We start from the raw sequence: 14,680 nt of genomic DNA, 5'->3' as shown, positions 1-14,680 counted from the left end.
TTTTTTCTATGAACATAAAAAAAACTCGGATTACGCTATTGGTCTGTTTCTTACTGTTTTTTTCGACATTGCTTCAGGCACAGGAACGCCCTAATATACTTTGGATAAACTGCGACGACCTCGGGATAGAATTAGGGTGCTATGGCAACAAAGATGTTAAGACCCCCAATATTGACCAGCTGGCAGAACAAGGCGTTTTGTATGAAAATTGTTATGCCACTGCTCCGGTGTGTTCTCCGAGCCGGTCATCATTAATTACAGGTATGTATCCTTCCGCTATTAATTGTTTAAATCATAGGACTATGGATAAAGTGCCACTGCCTGAGGGTATTAAGCCTATAACTGAGTATTTTAAGGAAGCAGGTTATTTCTGTACCAATGGAAAGGCTACAGATATGACCAAATGGGGGAAGACTGATTTTAATTTTGAGACCGGCAATTTGTTTGATGGAACCGATTGGAATCAACGTGCTGACGGACAGCCTTTTTTTGCACAAGTGCAAATATTTGAGCCTCACCGTGAATTCTATGCCGATAAGGAAAATCCTATTTCATCGGAGAGCGTCGATTTGCCAGACTGTTACTTGGATCATCCGCTAATAAGAGCAGATTGGGCACTTTACCTGGAAACGGTGCAACATTGCGATCGGAGAGTGGGACATTTTTTAACTCGATTGGAAAATGAGGGATTGACAGACAATACAATCATAGTTCTTTTTGGGGATAATGGACGACCACATTTGCGCGATAAGCAGTTTTTATATGAGGGAGGATTAAGGGTACCACTGATAATTCGTTATCCGAAACATTTCGAGGCAGGTAAAATTTGCACACAGCTGGTTAGTCTGGTGGATGTACCAGTGACTTCTCTTGCTTTTGCCAACATCCCGGTTTCCGAACATTTGCAGGGGAAAGTATTTATAGGAGACAATGCAGAAAAACGCGAATATGTGTTAGGATTTAGACAACGAATGGGAGATGCCGTGGACAATAGCAGAAGCATTATGGATGGACGTTATAAACTAATCTGGAATAAAATGCCGGAAGTGCCCTGGATGCAATTAAGCGGTTATAAAAAATTAGAGTATCCCGCATATTCCATCTATAAACTTTTTTATCAACAAGGGAAATTATTTTACCCATATAGTTTGTTTATGGCGGATTCTAAACCGGAGATTGAATTGTATGACATAAAAATGGATCCCATGGAGTTCGAAAATCTGGCAGATTATCCAAAATACGAGTCGATTAAAAAGACGTTGTTTAGCACGCTTAAATCAAGATTGAGCGAAATAGAGAAAGGAGAAACACCGGAGCACTGGGAAGTTACAAAAGAGGCAAAAGAATCATCAGCGAAGTATTATGAGAGCAGTATGAGAAGACGTGGATTAAGTTCTAGCAGCAGCTATGAAGATATAATAGAATATTGGGAGAAAAAATTATCAGAAAAAATTGAGAAATAAATAAAAATGAAAACAATACTATTTAATGTAACAATTGCCATTTTATTGGCATCATGTACTCAGAAAGCCCCAGATTTCAAAATCGAATTTGAGAAAATAGCAAAACATTCTGTCTTTGTAAACGACACTATGAGTATATGGGGAGGTTCGGTAATCAAAGGTGAAGATGGTTTATATCACATGTTTTATTCACGCTGGCCTAAAGCTCCGGGCTGGGTATGGGTTTCTCATTCCGAAGTTGCCCATGCTGTGTCTGAATCTCCTTTTGGCCCCTATAAATACAAAGATATTGCCCTTCAGGAACGGGGCGAAGAGTTTTGGGACGGTTTATGTACCCACAATCCTACAGTGCATAAGTTTAATGGGAAATATTATTTATATCATATGGGTAATACCGGCGATCGTAAAATTTATTGCTCACCCGGCAAGCAAAAATTAAATATGCTTCACCGCAATAATCAACGTATAGGTGTTGCTGTGGCTAATGACCCTAATGGTCCATGGAAACGTTTTGATAAACCGGTATTGGATATTACTCACGATAACGATTCTGCTTATGATGCTTTAATGACTTCTAATCCATCTGTGTGCCAAATGACTGACGGGAAAATATTGTTGATATATAAAGCGGTAGGTAAAAAATATCCGTTACCAAATGGCGGACCTGTAGTACATTGCGTGGCAATAGCTGATAGTCCTACCGGACCTTTTAAAAAATATCCAAATCCGGTATTTACGTTTCCTGGAGAACGTTTCCCCGCTGAAGACCCGTACATTTGGTATCAGGATGGTAAATATAGAGCAATTGTTAAACGCATTAAACATGAGGGAGGAGAAAGGCTTTTTTCTCTGGTTCATTACGATTCAGAAGATGGTATAAATTGGAATAAAGCAAAGTATTTTGATATATCTGAAAGGATAGTCACATGGGAAAATGGAGTCACTCAGCAACTTGATCACCTTGAGCGCCCGCAAGTGTTGATGGAAGATGGAGAAGCCATTGCCTTGATGTGTGCTGCCGATACCATTGACGAAAATAATGTACGCCACACTTTTAATGTTCAAATACCTTTAAGAATAACCAAATATTAGGAATACACATCAATCGGAATTTTTTAATCTAAAGAATTCCTTGAGGCTCTGCCCCGGGATTGTTCATTTACAAAATTATAAAATGCAACTTGCATTTTATTGAACAGAAAATATATATTAGATGTATCCCGTCTACCAAGTAGGTCTTGAAAAATCTTTTATGATAATGTACTTTTGCTTATTGTAGGGTAGTTTGTTTCCTAAGGTTTTTCCAATTCTGGGGCAGTAGTTCATTTAGCTTGTTGGCTTTATGAGTCGGTATCCTTTCCAATACATCTCTTAGCCACTCAAAGGGGTTGACATCATCCTTTTTGCAAGTACCAAAAAGCGAGTAAAACATGGCTGCCCGTTGAGCCCCTCATGTGACCCGGCGAACAGATAGTTTTTTCGGCCGAGCGCATTGGGCCTTATCGCATTTTCTACCAGGTTATTGTCTATTTCCAGGTGCCCGCCATAAAGGTAAGCCAGCAGATTGTCCCACCGGGGGATAGTATATTGCAACGCTTCACCCATAGGGCTTTTGGGCAGGGTGTGATTAAATTTCTCTGCCATCTATTTACCCAGGTTATTTAATATGGGCAGTGCATGTTCAAGGCGGATGGCCTTGCACTCATCCGAGCTATGGCCAGCGTTCCTGGAAAAATGCTCAATCCTGTACAACTTTTGTATTTCCGTTAATACATGTGTATCCTAGAAAAAAAATTATCATACATTAAAAAGTGTGTCACGAAAATTATGCAGCACACTTCGCGACCTGTTAATCTAGACAAGAAAGTTGATTTTGATGTCGATTTGACGATGAAAAGATTCGCCGGCAGGAAGCGAAACAAAGCATTGCTAAAGACAATTCAATCAAAATCTGATTGTTAAGGCTGCGAAGGTAGGGAAGTGTATTGATGCAGTGTAATATATAAAGATATTTCTCCTTTTTAATAAAAAATCTTAATGCTCACCCGGTTTAAATTATGTATCCTGTCAGAGGGAAAAAATAAAAGTAAGCTTATTGTACATCTGAATTAAGTATTTTGATCAAAATATCTGCGAAACGCCAAATTGATTAAGAAGCCGGGTTATTTCCCGATAATCATAAGATTCTTTGTCTTCGTTTTGCAACCAGGCATCAAGTAACTCTTTTAACTTTTTTTCTTCTGAAGGTTCGTTAAGTTCACCAAACATTTTATGCGTTATGTACTTTTCTGCAAGTAAGCGCCCTCTTCTTTTTTGCGAATTCAACTCATCCAGAATTTTCAAAGCCAGGCTTGCCACTGCATCTGCTTCTTTCAAAACCTCAATCTTTTCGGCTATACCATTCGTAATACCGGCAAGTTCTATTAATGTCTCCGCCAGGTTATGAGAGGCACCGGGAATTTGGTTTTTCTCTCCTATATTTTTTTTCATATTTACAGCCTGCCTCAGGTTTGAACAGCTCGTTAACAAATGTTCTTTCCGGGAAGTAACATTGTTGCATTTTTTAGCAATTAAACGTTCTGAAATTCCCCGATTGGAAAGCAAACTACTTTTACGAAGAATGGTTCCCGGCAATTTTAATGCTTTTTCATAATTTTCTATGGCGAGCGTGTAGTTTTCTTCCCACTCGTGATAGTTGGCAGTGGTATTGTAAAATTGGGTCAGAAATAACAGGTAATTTTCAGTGTCGGGGAGTTTTCGAAGTATGGTTTCTGTTTTTTCAAGATACTGATAACCTTCAACTCTTCGATTCTCAAATCTTCCGCTAACGATAACCCAGGAAATATTTATGTAGAGTTTAAGAATTAACCCCTTATCCTGAACAATGCCTGACCTGAACCATTTCTTGTCAGTATCCAGCAGAATCTCCAAAGCTTCGTGGTAATTCCCCAGACTATCTTTAAGATCTGCGATCTCGATTGCTATTTTAGCAGGGTAAATATTTTCAAGAATATCATATACTTCAAAAGCATTTTTATACATACCTGAATTTACAAAGCACACCGAAAGATCTGTTAATGTTTGCACATCCATAAACTGCATTGGTTCAAGCACAAAGTTATCGTCTACCTCCGTCTCATTCGATGAAATGTATCTCCAGTATCTGCTCATCAACTGATAATTCTCAACCCGGTCAACATTTTTCACAAATCCTGATAACAAGTTGATTTTCCTGGAGTTTAAGGCATTGTCCGCTCCTGTCAATCCAATTAAAATAATAAAAGCCATCGGATCATTAATATCTGCAGAAATAGTTCCAAGACTATTTAAAACAATATCTTCTATTTTTTCTAAAAGTTTAGAATCCAATTCATCGGTTAACGTTTTCTGAATTAAACGGAAATTTTCTGTTCGTTTATCACTAGTAGGCTTTATATACCCATAATCGTCAACACACCTTTTTATAAATTTTTCAAATGTTATACTTTCTGCGTCCGGCGATGAAAAATTACTTCTGTACATATGATAAACATGTTCGCCGAGCTCCTTTGAAATAACAATACTTTGTTTCGAATTATTTACTTCCCATTCATCAGGCAACTGTTTCGTCGAGCTAAATAGCAAACAATGCATGCACTCTTTTTCCCAGGAAGATAATAATCGGTAGGGAAAGATTTTTTCATTATCATCTGAAATTTCAGTAGTTTGATCCAAGTTATAACTATCGAGATCATTCGCTTTCAATATTTCCAGAAATGCATTTTTTTCATCAATTCTTACTATAATATTAACCGGCATTGTCAAGCGTAATAGAGCAGGAATAAGTTGTTCACAAATCCAGTTATCTTTTCCCGCAACCAATGGATTCCATACATTTAGTACATTATTTTCTCCATTCAATTTATTTAGTGTGAGCAATCCTTTTTCGAGCCTTCGAATAATACGGTAATGGTTTGAAAAACGGGAGCTTGCCCAATCAAACAAATTTTCAAATTCGCCTAAAATGATTTTAGGGGAGATAACCAAAAAGAGCACAATAATAAAACTCAGAATAAGATAAAAGTAGATGGTATTAAAACTAAAAATATTGGCTCCTTCACTACCCGAAAAAAGATCGTAACTCAACGATTCATGAATTGCCAACAGGGTTAAAAAAGCAATTATCATTAGTGAGACTACAACCGTAAACAGCGAACCAATTCTGTTTTTAAGTTGAAAAAACAGATATGAAAGCTTGCTTTTCTTTTTAATGGAATCAGCTATTATTGCCTCAAAATACTCCATACTCGTTCCTTCTTCCAATACAATATGAAGAGAACTTGCATTTTCATTAAAACTTAAGGTATGTGAATGATCTGGAATGTGATTTATATTTCCACCAATAAGCGTAAGATTGGAATGCTCGAATTCAAATTTAAATTGCTTATTACTCATTTTTATTTATCAAGAATTAATTCATCTAGCCAGTTAGCGTATCGGTCAACAACAAGTGTTTCTCCATCAGCCAGAAAAGTGGTCTGGTCGTACATTTTGCCAAATTCCGGTCCTTGCCTGTATGCTCCCGTCCTTGCCCATGAAATATCTTCCCAATCCGGCAGAAAGGTAGGATTGTTGGTCAGCGTTGCCTTATTTTTATCGGCAGCATAAATAAAACCAGTACCGATGGAGGCACCACTTTTAAAATCATACAGTGTTGTTTCGTACCGGTTATAATGTTTTTCTCTTTGATCAAGGGCATCAAGCTCAGCTTTGCTAACTTCAAAAGCAAGGCCATTCATACGAGCCCCCGGATATTCTATTACATTAGCTGCCGCCTTTTCAACCGGCAGATTGCTAATTTTAAACGAAGGTTTATAATGTGTAGGTAAAAGATCAAAAAGGCGTTTAAATCCATAAATAACAACAGGTTTGTATATCTTTTCTTTTGCAGCTGTTCCGATTGTATCTCCCACTGATTCAGTATAAAGTAACGTACCGTATCCAACTATATGAAATGCCATTAGGTTAAAGTTGTTTCGTTTTTTGAGTAATTATCATAACTATTCAAAAACGGAAAATAAATTTTCTTTTTAGTTTTTGAGCTTATGTTATATTGTCAAATTTAACATTATTCGCATAATCTACTTAATAATCAATATTATATTTCAGGAAAAACTTCATTCATTTTTCAGGGGCTTAATTTGAAAATTCATGCTTTTAAATCTTCGAACCATGAAGGAGAAACATAATTTTTATTAAAGATCATATTTCTGTAAAACAATTTAATAGAAAATTATTTGTAATTTCCAATCATAAAAATAAATCAACTCTTTAGCCAAAAACAAATGAAAAAGATAATTCTTATTCTGATACTCTTTGTTATTGTTTATGATTTAAGTGCTCAGCAAAAAGGCGATTCGCTTGCCATTTTATATCGCCGCGTTTATGCGTATAAAAATCCAAAAGATTTAAGTACCCGTTACGACAAAATTCCATTTTCATATTTAAATGAACACAAGTTAATTTTTATTGCAAAAAGCGAAAAGTACCCTAAATATTATCAAGCTAAAACAATAAAAGGAGATACCATTTTTGTGAAAGCAAAGTTGGTTTCTGCGGACCAGAATTTAACTCACGCGCAGATATCACAAGATATTAAAGATGGTAAACGTAAAAGAAGTCCGGGTGAAATTGGGGATTTAACTAACCTCTTGCCGACCTGGGCAATCGTGATTATCTGGGCTGGAATTGGTTACCTGCTTTATCGTTTTTGGAAACGTTATTATAAATTCGACCGATGGTTTTGCAAAAAAGCACGAACGCGAAAAAGGCCCATCAAAGATGCCTGGTTTATAAAACTTTCAATTCTTGCAGGAGTGATTTTGGGTGCGGTGCTACTTTTTGCACGACACGAATTCTACTGGTTTTTGCAGGAAGGGTTCCAGGTTTGGGGAAATTACCCCAATAAGTGGGACTGGATAATGTGGGGTGCATTATTTGCGTTTATCGTTATTGTATTGGTAGCCGTGGCGCAATCCTTTTCCCGCTTTTCAGCAAAATATGCCGTTATTTATTCGCTGCTGGTTTTGGTAATTAGCACCATTTATTTTATTGTTGGAGTAACACTTAGTGTTTTTATATTAATTATTTATGCAATTACTCATGCGCGTGGTTCTACCGGCTCAGGTGGTTCCGGTGGTTCCGGCGGCTCATACAATAGTGGCTCAACTCAAGCTCCCGGCAGAGATTCCGCACCTGTTGGAGCAACTAAATATGATGAATCGGGACAAAAGGTTGCTAAAAACAGTGATGGAGAATGGCGAAAAACCACGTTGTGACACATAATTAAATAATAAATAAAATTTGAAAACTCCTCCTAATATTACAACTATATTAAGCCGGCTAAATGATATAAAATCTATGCCAGGCAATTGTATGCATTTTAGTTCCCCTGCGAATGAACTAAAAATAAATATTTTCGAAAGAATAAACCAGGTTCAGCTACCCGATTCCTTTAAGAAGTTCCTGCTTGAATATAACGGCGGGATGATGCTTTACGATTACCAGGCTGACTTTATACAAACCCAGGCTGATTTTGATCTTTACAAAAAAGAATCTGTGTATTTACTTTCAATAGAAGAGATAACAGAAAAATATGCAAACATGGTTTCACTGGCTGTTCAAAGAGGAAACAATATTCATCCGTATCCTTTTATCCCATTTTGCACACTGCCTGATAAAAGTTTTTTATCGTTTGTAAGTCTGTCTGATTCTCACACGGAAAGCCCTGTTTTTATTGGCACTCACCGTCAATCTGAAAAATTATGGAATTGGGTTTCATCGGGGTTTCCCGATTTTCTTAAACATTATATGGACAAAAATGGGCATCCGGAATTTTCAGACACAGATGTAAATAAAAATGCACATCATTTTTTTAATGCACTTGGAGTTGGTGAAGAAATAAGAAAAGGTGCAAATTCTTTGAATAGTCTATCTGCAAAAGAACGTGCCCGTTACTACTACGAGCAGGCTTTACAGCACAACAAAAGCGATAAATATTTCGAATCATGGGAATTGATTAGTAAAGCCATTAATGAAGAATCCAATAATGCATTTTACTATTTTTTCCGGGCGGAAATTTTAAACCTGACAAAACAATTTCGTGCGGCATTAATTGATTACGACAGTGCCTTGAAGCTGGAACCGGAAAATTCATTTTATTGGTGTTGTCGTGCGGAAGTATTTATACAGCTTAAAAAATTAAATCGTGCATTGGAAGATTGTAGCCAGGCCCTGCAAATAGATCCTAAAAATACATTGGCTTATTTTCTTCGCAAACAGGTTTACCTGAAAATGGGCAATTTAGAATTAGCCGAGAAGGACCAGCAGAAAATCGATGAATTAGAGAAAATTGAATAGTAAGCTCCATCCCTAATTAATTTGCAAGTTTAAACCCAAGTGTAGGTTTTGTTTGTAATTTTTGGTATTCAAATTCCTGCACATCAGACAACGTAATTTTTGAAATAACGTCAGAAGTCCTTTTTGACATTGGTAAATCTGCCATTCTTAATTCCTGGTTTCGTACAGCCTTTTCAACAATTTTTCGCATGGAACGTGCATTTCCAAAGAAACGATCACGGTTCTTGTGCAATCCGGCAATGTACATTTTTAGGTGTTTTTCCGCTTCATCATCTGTAATCAGGCTTTTTTGCTTAAACATGCTGACAACGATTTGCCACAATTCATTTTCATTAAAATCATGAAATTCAAACTTATTATCAAATCGGGATTCAAGTCCTGGATTCGACTGAATAAAGCTTTCCATTTCACTGGTATAACCTGCAACAATTAAACTAAAATTACCACGCTGGTCTTCCATCTCCTTTATTAAGGCGGCTACTGCCTGTTGTCCGAACTCGTTGTTTCTGCCATTAGTAAGAGAGTAGGCTTCATCAATAAATAAAACTCCACCATTTGCTTTTTCAATCAGCTCTTTGGTTTTTAAAGCCGATTGTCCGATGTATCCTGCAATTAACGAACTTGCATCGGCATCAATTAAATGACCTCTCTCAAGCAAACCAAGCGCCTTATAAATTTTTCCCAGAATTCTTGCTACTGAAGTTTTTCCTGTGCCGGGATTACCGGTAAAAATACTGTGCAACGAAAATGTCCTTAATACATCCCGCTTCATTTCACGGTAATATTTGGTTAGCCGCACAAGTTCGCTAATTTCCTGTTTTATGTTTTCAAGCCCGGTGAGTTGGTTTAATTCTTCGAGTGCAGTATTTAACAATACACTATCAATTTGAATACGAGGCTTTTTTGAAACCATTTCAACTGCAATATCTTCAATATCCTCTTCAATGATTAATGACAAACTTTTTTCATCAAGTTTCTCTGGCTGTTCGTGTTTCACTATCCTGGTTCCCAAATTCATTTTGGCCTGATCAACCAATGCAAAAACATAGCGGGCATTTCCAAAAAATTTGTCCCTCTTTCTGTAAGCATTGGTAATAATTTTATATATTTTATCTGACGCAGGTTCATCAAAAAATACATTTTTCTTTGCGGCAGCATAAAGCGCAATTAGCAAAAGCTCGTCCGGTGTGTAATCGTTGAAATGAAAATGGTGTTTAAAACGCGACTTAAGACCAGGATTTGACTTTAAAAAAGACTGCATTTCATTTGGATAACCTGCAACCATAATAGCAATGTCGCCTTTCCCGTCACTCATTTCTGTTATTAGCTCGGCAATTGCTTCCGGGCCAAAATCTCCCAGCGAATCCTTTTTGTAAAGAATGTAAGCTTCATCGATAAATAAAATTCCACCTCTTGCTTTTTCAATGGCTTCGGTGGTTTTTTTACCCGTTTGCCGAATGTATTCTGAAACTAAATCATTTGCATCAACGGTATAAACATGCCCTTTCGATAATAACCCAATAGCATGAAAAATCTCGCCCAGTAATTTTACAACAGTAGTTTTTCCTGTTCCCGGATTTCCTGTAAATACACTATGTAAACTTATCTCATCATCGTCAGTTATTCCTTTTTCTTTTCTTATTTGAAGAAATGTGATGTAATCGACATACTCATGAACTTTTGATTTTATATTTTCCAATCCAATCAAAGCGTCCAGTTTGTTCATAATTTCAGAAAGGGTTTTTCCCGAATTCTCTTTAATGTTAACTGGCTTATTTGACTTATCCTCTTTAGGTGCTATTACGGGGCCTGCATGTTCATCTGCTTTATTGGAGAATGTACTTTCTGAAACATGGGCAGCATTAAAAAAACCGGAAACATCGTCGTTCATCAATGCTTCAAATTCGCTAATTCGTTCCTTGTTTTGAGGCCCTACGGAAAAGAGTATTACTGCCACTGTTGTATCCATAAATACAACTTCAAGCCTGTAATTGTCTTCAATCCAGGAGCCTGGATCTTTCGCGCCATATCCGGCTGAAATCGTATTTTTATCCTCCTCCATTAATCCGAATGTATCAGAACTTCCCAGCAAAGTTCCGGTGTCATCATAAAAATTAAAAAATAACTCACATAACCAGTTGGGCTGTATTTTGCTTGTAAATGTTATTTCCCCCATGATAAATCGGGTAGTTTTAACATCGAAAGTTTTCAGGTATTCTCTTTTCTGTTCATCAATGTCTCCGGCAGGTGCTTCGTAAGTGCGTAAAGAAGTCACCTGAAAATACGGGTTGTCGGTTGAAGTTACTTTTCCATGATCCTCAATATAGAAATCATTAATCCCAACAATTTTTTCGTTAATAGAAGCTATCCACCGATATTTCCCTTTTTTCCAGAACACACCATATTTTTCCTCTCCCCATCCGTAATAATAACGAATTATATTTTGCTCTTTTTTGATGGTAATTTCTTCTTCCTGCAAACATATTTCTTCAATAACTACTGTACCATCCAGCGCAACTCCACGAATGCTAATTTTGGCATCCCAGTCTTTTTCATCAAATAATTTATTGTAAAAACTAAATTCTGCACTCAGGTAATTTATTTCATTCCTGTCAAATACCGATCTGAATTTATAATTATTACCAATTGCCCGATCCCATGCGTAGGTTTTTAAACTTTTAAATTTGTAATTATAGGATTCTTTTGATTTTCTTAGCAACATGAGTCAGCCATTTTTTGATTAAGCAAATTTTAAATTTTATTATGTTTCTTTTTTAATTGTTTGTGAGTAATACAGGAATGTCTACAATGCTGTTTCTATTATAATCTTTGTTTCTTCGTGCAATACTAAATAAGAAGCTAAAAGTCCATCCCTATCTCAAATCGATTAAACCAGATTTTAGTAAAATTCAATTTTACTAATTTAATAAATTATATGTGTGATTTAATTGATAAAATACAAAAAGAATATACATAGTTTACATGTATCAGAATCGTCAAAAGGAATTATAACTTCTGCAGGACGTTTTCAAGAAATCTCCATATGGCACAGAATAATTTAATCCATCATTTTTGCCATTGTATCCCCGGAAATAGGCAACAATTCTATTTTATGAAATATTATTATCCCAAAAGGAAGAAAAAAAAGGGCACAAAAAAAGAGGCCGGGAATGAGCTCTTTTTTCTCTCTGTATCCTTTATTACAAAAAGGCACGCCCCGGTATTTCAAATACTTTTGGTATTAGCATTTATTGCACGAAAGTTTTGTTTTGTAACTCAATTAACTGACGGAGTAATAACAAATTTGCGAAATTCAACAGGACCATGGTCACCCTGAATCATAATTGGTCCGGGTTCTCCTTCATTGCTATCAGGCGATCCTAATGTTATCCCCGGGGATGGGACGGTTGGAATAACTTCGATTCCATTAAGTGAAACTGTAACATGGCGGCTAACAAGCGTAATTTCATAGGTCTGCCATTCACCCGGCTTTTTGGCTGCATAAACCGCTGGTGCAATAAAACCGTAAAACCATCTGAACTTACGATATCGGTTTCTCCTACAAGGATTGACAGGGAAATAAACCGGAAAATCAAAGACAGTCATGAAAAACAAAATTCAGAATACCAATATTGAAATGGTAAGAAATGACCTCAGGTCTTTTATTAAAAATCCCGATGAAATGGAAATCTGGTCAACGAATTATTTTTTACCGTTGGTGGATATGATAGTCATTTAGTTCTACTTCTAATTATTTTTATCGATTATCTTATACAGCAAAATAGTTATACCAATTGTATTTCAATGTGAGCCTTGGTGAAACTTTTAGATTATCCCGAGAACTCGGTATTATTCCTTCCAAAAAAGATAAACCTGTTCTATCAGTGTTAGAAATCATTTGCTCATAAAATCAAGTTGAAGCCTTTGGTACTGCTCAAAAACATAAATTATTTCTCGGTTTAAATTCTCTGGTTTGAGATTTATCAAATAGCTTTAATGTCCAAACAAACAAATCGCTGTCCCACATTCACAAATGAATAATGAGAGAACAAAATAAGTTAAAACGATTACTGGAACTAATGATTTATCTTTCCAGTGGTCTTCGTTACAGCCAACATGAAATTGCAGGGCGTTTTGGAGTTTCAGGGCGGACTGTGTTTCGCGATATTAAGGATTTACGCGAAGTTGGATTTATAATTCCCGAACCGGTTAACGGCAGGTACTATATCGATAAGAATACACCCTATTTCAAAGAGATAAGCGAACTTTTACACTTTTCAAAAGAAGAGGCACACATTTTACAGAATGCAATTCATTCAGTGAGCGACGAAAATTTATTAAAACGCAATCTTATTAAAAAGCTGTACGCACTTTACGATTTCGACCGTGTTGCCAACACCATTGTAAAACCTCAGCATTCTGCCAATATCCATGAACTAATAAAGGCTATAAAATATAAAAACAAGGTTATTCTGCGCGGCTACTTTTCTGCCAACAGCGGAGAAATGAAAGACCGGATGGTTGAACCTTTTGATTTTACCACCAATTATGTAGCTACCTGGGCATTCGATATGGAAGACCATTGCTGCAAAACATTTAAAAATGCCCGAATTACTTCTGTGCAGCCATTACCCGAACCATGGGAAAATGAAAAAGCACACAAAGCCGTTCCCATCGATGTTTTCAGAATAAGTTCAGATAAACGTATCAAAGTCAGATTAAACCTGAGTATGCGGGCAACGGAACTATTAAAGGAAGAATATCCGTTGTCAGAGGAATTTATCTGTTTGCTGAGTGATGAACAATCTGTTTTTGAGACCGAAGTTGCAGGTTTCGAAGGTGTTGGTCGTTTTGTATTGGGATTAATCAACGAAATTGAAATCGTATATCCCGATAGTCTGAAAGATTATTTGAAAAACATAATAAAAAATAGTATTGCTGACATATGTTGACAGTGATATGATTCAACTTTGATAAATTAACTTAATCGTAGTCTTATGAGATTTCAAATCACTCTAAACCGCACCACAAAGCAACGTATGTTGCCCATGGATTACCAATATTACATCAGTGCCTGGATTTATAAAGTACTGAAACAAGCCGATAAAGATTTTGCCCAATTTCTTCACGAACAAGGTTACGGGCAAAACACAACCAAATTATACAAACTCTTTTGTTTTTCGCGGTTGGATTTTGGAAAGCCCAAACTATGGAAAGAGAAAAAGTTGTTTGAAATATCGGAACATACAATCATACTGCAAATTAGTTTCGATGTAACCGAAGCTGCTTCCAATTTTATAAAAGGATTGTTTATGAAGCAGGAATTTTACCTGGGTGATAAGTTTAATGGTATCGATTTTAAAGTTGCAGGTGTTGAAGCTTTGCCCGAACCTAAATTTTCTGAAACAATGTACTATCGTCTGCAAACGCCTTGGGTTGTTAGTTTTAAAACGGAAACAGACAAACATCCGCAATATCTTTCACCCAACGACAAAGATTTTGACACGCTTGCCATAAAACATTTGGTTGAAAAATATAAGAGTACAAGGAAAGCGGAATTTATTGATTCCGGGCAAATCAGTTTTAAAAGAATTACTGATTTCAAACGTGCCGGGTTTGTAATAAAACCCGGAACCTCGCAGAAATCAAGAATTGTGGGCAATTTGTTCGATTTTGAGCTGACTGCACCTCCGGAAATACACCGCATGATTTGGGGGGCAGGCGTAAGTGAGAAAAGCTCCACTGGATTTGGATGGTGTGAAATAACCAATGGACCTGACAGCGTCTGAAAGACCTGTCAGCGTTAAAAAATAAGAAAC

13 protein-coding genes are annotated in these 14,680 nt (G+C 36.6%); 7 read left to right on the top strand and 6 right to left on the bottom strand.

All coding sequences use genetic code 11. From position 1 onward, the window contains the following. Positions 1-8 precede the first annotated feature (8 nt). The gene (locus GM418_RS28720; protein WP_158871454.1) at positions 9-1,463 is read left to right on the top strand and encodes a sulfatase family protein; all 1,455 of its coding nucleotides are present in this window, start codon (positions 9-11) and stop codon (positions 1,461-1,463) included. A 6-nt stretch (positions 1,464-1,469) separates the two neighbouring features. Continuing rightward, a complete protein-coding gene (locus tag GM418_RS28715) occupies positions 1,470-2,555 on the top strand; it encodes a glycoside hydrolase family protein (RefSeq protein ID WP_158871452.1) in 1,086 nt (361 codons plus the stop codon). A 178-nt stretch (positions 2,556-2,733) separates the two neighbouring features. Here the strand turns inward: GM418_RS28715 and GM418_RS32190 are convergent, their stop codons facing one another. The 4 genes from GM418_RS32190 to GM418_RS28695 all read right to left on the bottom strand — a co-directional run bounded on the left by GM418_RS32190 (position 2,734) and on the right by GM418_RS28695 (position 6,463). Further along, a complete protein-coding gene (locus GM418_RS32190; protein WP_158871450.1) occupies positions 2,734-2,895 on the bottom strand; it encodes a transposase domain-containing protein in 162 nt (53 codons plus the stop codon). Next, a complete protein-coding gene (locus tag GM418_RS28705; protein ID WP_281350217.1) occupies positions 2,835-3,107 on the bottom strand; it encodes an IS66 family transposase in 273 nt (90 codons plus the stop codon). The genes GM418_RS32190 and GM418_RS28705 overlap by 61 nt, the downstream gene beginning before the upstream one ends. Positions 3,108-3,584: 477 nt before the next feature. After that, a complete protein-coding gene (locus GM418_RS28700; protein WP_158871446.1) occupies positions 3,585-5,897 on the bottom strand; it encodes a hypothetical protein in 2,313 nt (770 codons plus the stop codon). 2 nt (positions 5,898-5,899) lie between these two features. Then, complete coding sequence (locus GM418_RS28695; RefSeq protein WP_158871444.1) at positions 5,900-6,463, bottom strand: gamma-glutamylcyclotransferase family protein; 564 nt, start codon at positions 6,461-6,463, stop codon at positions 5,900-5,902. Positions 6,464-6,787: 324 nt separating this feature from the next. On the opposite strand from GM418_RS28695, the gene GM418_RS28690 reads away from it, so the two are divergent. Both GM418_RS28690 and GM418_RS28685 read left to right on the top strand, forming a co-directional pair. Then, positions 6,788-7,780, top strand: coding sequence for a hypothetical protein (locus tag GM418_RS28690; RefSeq protein ID WP_158871442.1), 993 nt, complete (start codon positions 6,788-6,790; stop codon positions 7,778-7,780). Positions 7,781-7,862: 82 nt separating this feature from the next. Next, positions 7,863-8,861, top strand: a complete 999-nt coding sequence (locus GM418_RS28685; protein WP_158871440.1) for an SMI1/KNR4 family protein — start codon at positions 7,863-7,865, stop codon at positions 8,859-8,861. Between the two features lie 16 nt (positions 8,862-8,877). Here the strand turns inward: GM418_RS28685 and GM418_RS28680 are convergent, their stop codons facing one another. After that, positions 8,878-11,583: an AAA family ATPase gene (locus GM418_RS28680; protein WP_158871438.1), complete on the bottom strand. Its 2,706-nt coding sequence runs from the start codon at positions 11,581-11,583 to the stop codon at positions 8,878-8,880. A gap of 554 nt (positions 11,584-12,137) precedes the next feature. Beyond that, positions 12,138-12,467 carry a 3-keto-disaccharide hydrolase gene (locus GM418_RS28675; protein WP_158871436.1) on the bottom strand — a complete coding sequence of 110 codons (330 nt, stop codon included), beginning with the start codon at positions 12,465-12,467 and terminating at the stop codon, positions 12,138-12,140. Between GM418_RS28675 and GM418_RS31960 the strand changes: the two genes are divergently transcribed. From GM418_RS31960 to cas6, 3 genes are all read left to right on the top strand, one after another. Continuing rightward, the gene (locus tag GM418_RS31960) at positions 12,466-12,600 is read left to right on the top strand and encodes a hypothetical protein (RefSeq protein WP_281350215.1); all 135 of its coding nucleotides are present in this window, start codon (positions 12,466-12,468) and stop codon (positions 12,598-12,600) included. The two genes, GM418_RS28675 and GM418_RS31960, sit on opposite strands and share 2 nt — an antisense overlap. Positions 12,601-12,901: 301 nt before the next feature. Further along, positions 12,902-13,813, top strand: a complete 912-nt coding sequence (locus GM418_RS28670; protein WP_158871434.1) for a helix-turn-helix transcriptional regulator — start codon at positions 12,902-12,904, stop codon at positions 13,811-13,813. Positions 13,814-13,858: 45 nt separating this feature from the next. Continuing rightward, positions 13,859-14,650, top strand: coding sequence for a CRISPR-associated endoribonuclease Cas6 (gene cas6 / locus GM418_RS28665; RefSeq protein WP_246222785.1), 792 nt, complete (start codon positions 13,859-13,861; stop codon positions 14,648-14,650). The last annotated feature ends 30 nt before the right edge of the window (positions 14,651-14,680 follow it).

The sequence above is a fragment of the Maribellus comscasis genome (assembly GCF_009762775.1).
In the GTDB taxonomy this organism is placed as follows: domain Bacteria; phylum Bacteroidota; class Bacteroidia; order Bacteroidales; family Prolixibacteraceae; genus Draconibacterium; species Draconibacterium comscasis.
Note: the sequence above shows the minus strand (reverse complement) of the source record. Positions and strands in the feature narration are given on the sequence as shown.

Excerpts from the sequence above, each read along its gene's own strand:
- GM418_RS28720 (WP_158871454.1), top strand. The coding sequence starts at position 9 with ATGAACATAAAAAAAACTCGGATTACGCTATTGGTCTGTTTCTTACTG.
- GM418_RS28715 (WP_158871452.1), top strand. The coding sequence starts at position 1,470 with ATGAAAACAATACTATTTAATGTAACAATTGCCATTTTATTGGCATCA.
- GM418_RS32190 (WP_158871450.1), bottom strand. The coding sequence starts at position 2,895 with ATGTTTTACTCGCTTTTTGGTACTTGCAAAAAGGATGATGTCAACCCC.
- GM418_RS28705 (WP_281350217.1), bottom strand. The coding sequence starts at position 3,107 with ATGGCAGAGAAATTTAATCACACCCTGCCCAAAAGCCCTATGGGTGAA.
- GM418_RS28700 (WP_158871446.1), bottom strand. The coding sequence starts at position 5,897 with ATGAGTAATAAGCAATTTAAATTTGAATTCGAGCATTCCAATCTTACG.
- GM418_RS28695 (WP_158871444.1), bottom strand. The coding sequence starts at position 6,463 with ATGGCATTTCATATAGTTGGATACGGTACGTTACTTTATACTGAATCA.
- GM418_RS28690 (WP_158871442.1), top strand. The coding sequence starts at position 6,788 with ATGAAAAAGATAATTCTTATTCTGATACTCTTTGTTATTGTTTATGAT.
- GM418_RS28685 (WP_158871440.1), top strand. The coding sequence starts at position 7,863 with ATGCCAGGCAATTGTATGCATTTTAGTTCCCCTGCGAATGAACTAAAA.
- GM418_RS28680 (WP_158871438.1), bottom strand. The coding sequence starts at position 11,583 with ATGTTGCTAAGAAAATCAAAAGAATCCTATAATTACAAATTTAAAAGT.
- GM418_RS31960 (WP_281350215.1), top strand. The coding sequence starts at position 12,466 with ATGAAAAACAAAATTCAGAATACCAATATTGAAATGGTAAGAAATGAC.
- GM418_RS28675 (WP_158871436.1), bottom strand. The coding sequence starts at position 12,467 with ATGACTGTCTTTGATTTTCCGGTTTATTTCCCTGTCAATCCTTGTAGG.
- GM418_RS28670 (WP_158871434.1), top strand. The coding sequence starts at position 12,902 with ATGAGAGAACAAAATAAGTTAAAACGATTACTGGAACTAATGATTTAT.
- cas6 (WP_246222785.1), top strand. The coding sequence starts at position 13,859 with ATGAGATTTCAAATCACTCTAAACCGCACCACAAAGCAACGTATGTTG.